We start from the raw sequence: 3,214 nt of genomic DNA on the forward strand, positions 1-3,214 counted from the left end.
CGATCATTACACCGGCTTTGTTCATCTCGCTTTCTCCGTCATCCTCATGCGGCGCTATTTATGAAATGAGTTCTAGTCACTGCTGTATTGCTGGCAGTCCTTATGAACGTGCGGCAGCAAATCTCTCGTCTGCAATCTGGGTATGAATATGTATTTGGGCCAGTGCTTGGGAAGGTGAAGACTTACCCCACAAGATTACGTGGTGAACTTGAAAAGCGGAAAAGCTCATTGTCTCAGCAAGTGACGCTTACCCGCTGGACATTGCGCATATTCATAGTCCTTGCGTTCCTGCCGTCCATGGGGGCAGCTTGGAAGGCTTGCATCAAATATCCGACACTGGGCTTCTGGGTGTGTTGCGCCTATGACTTATTGTCAAAATTTATCTCCAATATTTTCTGAGCTGCTTCGTGAAGCGAGGCCTGTTCGTTCGGACGAGTTGGCGTCAGTGTTTCTGTCCTGGTTAGCCAGTTCATAGAGAGTTGTTCGACTCACGCCAAATTGCCGCACTAGGCTAGCAACTGAAAACTCCCGATTTTTCATCATGGCTTTTGCCATACGCGCTTTCTCGGCATCCAGGGCCGGCGGTCGTCCCCCTTTCCTTCCTCGAGCGCGCGCCGCCTTCATTCCCGCCTGCGTACGTTCCAGAATCAGCGACCGCTCAAACTGCGCCAGTGAAGCGAAGAGGTGGAAGACCAGCGTGCCTGTCGGTCCAGATGTGTCGATGCGCTCTGTGATGGACTTGAAGAAAACACCCTTTTCCTTCAGGTCCTCTACTATTCGAATCAGGTCCTTGAGATTTCGTCCAAGCCGGTCAAGTCGCCAAACGACCAATTCGTCGCCTGACCGGAGAGCCCTCAGGCAGTGTTCGAGCTCCCTCCGGTTGGCGGATTTACCGCTTGCCTTCTCCTCATATATCTCACTTGCACCCTCCGCCTTCAACGCGTCGAGCTGGAGGTCGAGGCTTTGCTCGGTTGTACTGACACGCGCATATCCGATAACTGCCATTGCATACCCTTTTTCGAATGATAATTTGCGTACGGGAATCCGTACACTTGAAGAGGTATAGAGCGGCCGAAATCGATGTTTGGCGGAGGTGTCCGGAAAACCACCGATTTCCAGACGGCTGGATATGCGTGGCCGAAATTCCCGAGCGCTTGGTCTCGCCAAAAGTTGTATCTTTGAAATCAAAAATCAATATTTTGTCAGGTTCTTAAGAAGTGAGAAAGTCGGCCGTTAATGCTCTTTACAGGTGTAAGGAGAGAAATCGTGAACGAAATTTCAAAGTACACAGCGTCCCCTTCGACCATTGCGGCGCCAGATGCGCCGCCGGCGTCGTCCGCCGTGAAGGTTGCGTATGCTTCAGCCGTGGGCGCACCGGCCGAGACTGTGGCCACAGTTTCCACGCTGGCGCAGCAGATAAGTGATGCGGCAACCAGGGCAGCAGCTCGTGATGCAAAAATAGGTAGTAGTGGTCTTGCAGCGGCAGCTACGTCCATAGTCGATAAACTCACCGGCCTGAGCTACCAGGCGAACAAAGCGGCCAACGATGCGGAGGTACCGAATACGGATGACCCGACGCTGCTTGCGCGAGCAAAACAAGCCACCGACTCGATTAATGGGAAGGGGGCGAATCCGTTTTCAGGCCTATCTCGCGACCAACTGGCCCTCATTGCTTACGATGAGGGCGGTTCATTTACAGTCAATGAGCGGAAGGCCGCTTTGGACGAGGCAAAGAACCAAGAATCCCAGTGGCGTCAGCAGACTTTTGCGAAAGCCATGTCCACGTACAAGGGCGGTGAGGGGGCGAATTCTCGGGAGACTGGGAAGCAGCTACTCGACCACTTGAAGAGTTTGTCACCTATAGAGCAGGCACAGTATCCGCAATCCTATGCGGTGCAGCTTCAAGTAATGGCGGAATCTGGCGCCACTTATTCCGCGGCATCACCTTTGGATGCGTTGAAGTTCCTGTCACAACTGAATAAATGGGCGACGACACCGGAGGTAGATGGTTTGCCATCCGTTGCGACTGCCGATGTAGGTGTTTTACCAAAGCCAGACTTGGCGAAATTTGAGGCAGATGCGTCATTACCACGCAATGAGCTAATGGCCAAGTATGAGAAGGCAGTGCGTAGCTTACCTAGCATGAGAAGTGCCGACCTCCCGATAAGCAATGACCCAGACCGATTGGCCCAAGCTATGAAGGCAACCGACTATGCTTGGGGGAATGGTCCTAGTCCATTCACTTCGCTTACAAGGAACGAAGTGGTTGCCATCTACTACGATGATTCTGGCACCTACACGAGAGATGAGCGGATGGCCGCTGTCAAACAGTTGAATGAAATCGACCGCAATCTCTGGGATGGACTAACAACCAGAGCTGCCAATACTGGCGACTGGCGAGAAGTGAACGAGATGGGACTTAAGAACTACGACGACCTACTCCCTATCGAGAAAATGCGTTATCCAGCCAATTACAAGATGCAACTGCAGCAGTTGCTAGCTTACGATAACGCTAAGGCAGGTGGTGCTCTCAGCAAAGAGCAAAAGAAAACGCTTCTGGAGATGATGGATGCTTTGAATCGGCACCAACCTGAGACAGCCCCAGAGAGCAAAGGAAAAAGTGACGATGCACGACCCTGGAACGACTCTTGGTCCGCCAAGCTGGCAGACCTAGTACGGCATGCGATATCGCGCGGTGCTGCCAGTTCGGTTGATATGGCTGGCACAGATTCGTAATGAGGCTGACGGGAAATGTAGCACTGAGATAATGTATTTTTTAGCAGCAGCCAGTAGTTACAGAGTCTGTTGATTGTGAGCGCTCGTACTACATCAAATCATGGTGCTACAGTAGCCCTATACATAAATGGATGATTCGCCCAACTCGAGAAGTGCGGTCATCCTGGTGTGGACTCGGCACACGAGACTAACTCACAACCCGTCTCAAAGTATGATTTCCGGAAGTCGGTCATGCCGGGGTTGCGCTCATACGGGGGGCAGCATACGTAGGCTGCCCCTGCAGCGTTTCATATTTTCTTACCAAGGGTCATTAAAATTCGACCCGTAGAAATTTCCGTATATGTCGACACTGACCTGCTCCCCAAGATTAGTACGGTAATGATGTAGAGTCTGCCCCATACTGACCGTACCCCAGAATTAGTACCGGTCTAAAGTAGAAATTTCCGGCTTCATAGATATGTCCGATTCAGCCCTTTCC

2 protein-coding genes are annotated in these 3,214 nt (G+C 51.8%); one reads left to right on the forward strand and one right to left on the reverse strand.

The window, feature by feature from the left end:
* Positions 1–372 precede the first annotated feature (372 nt).
* A complete protein-coding gene (locus HWE01_RS22525) occupies positions 373–1,005 on the reverse strand; it encodes a recombinase family protein (RefSeq protein WP_241822945.1) in 633 nt (210 codons plus the stop codon).
* 261 nt (positions 1,006–1,266) lie between these two features.
* On the opposite strand from HWE01_RS22525, the gene HWE01_RS22530 reads away from it, so the two are divergent.
* Positions 1,267–2,736 (forward strand): hypothetical protein, encoded by a 1,470-nt coding sequence (locus HWE01_RS22530; RefSeq protein ID WP_241822946.1) that lies wholly within the window; start codon positions 1,267–1,269, stop codon positions 2,734–2,736.
* Positions 2,737–3,214: the final 478 nt, after the last annotated feature.

Origin of the sequence: Herbaspirillum sp. C7C8, from assembly GCF_022627875.1 — a bacterium.
Classification (GTDB): Bacteria; Pseudomonadota; Gammaproteobacteria; order Burkholderiales; family Burkholderiaceae_D; genus Herbaspirillum.

Excerpts from the sequence above, each read along its gene's own strand:
- HWE01_RS22525 (WP_241822945.1), bottom strand. The coding sequence starts at position 1,005 with ATGGCAGTTATCGGATATGCGCGTGTCAGTACAACCGAGCAAAGCCTC.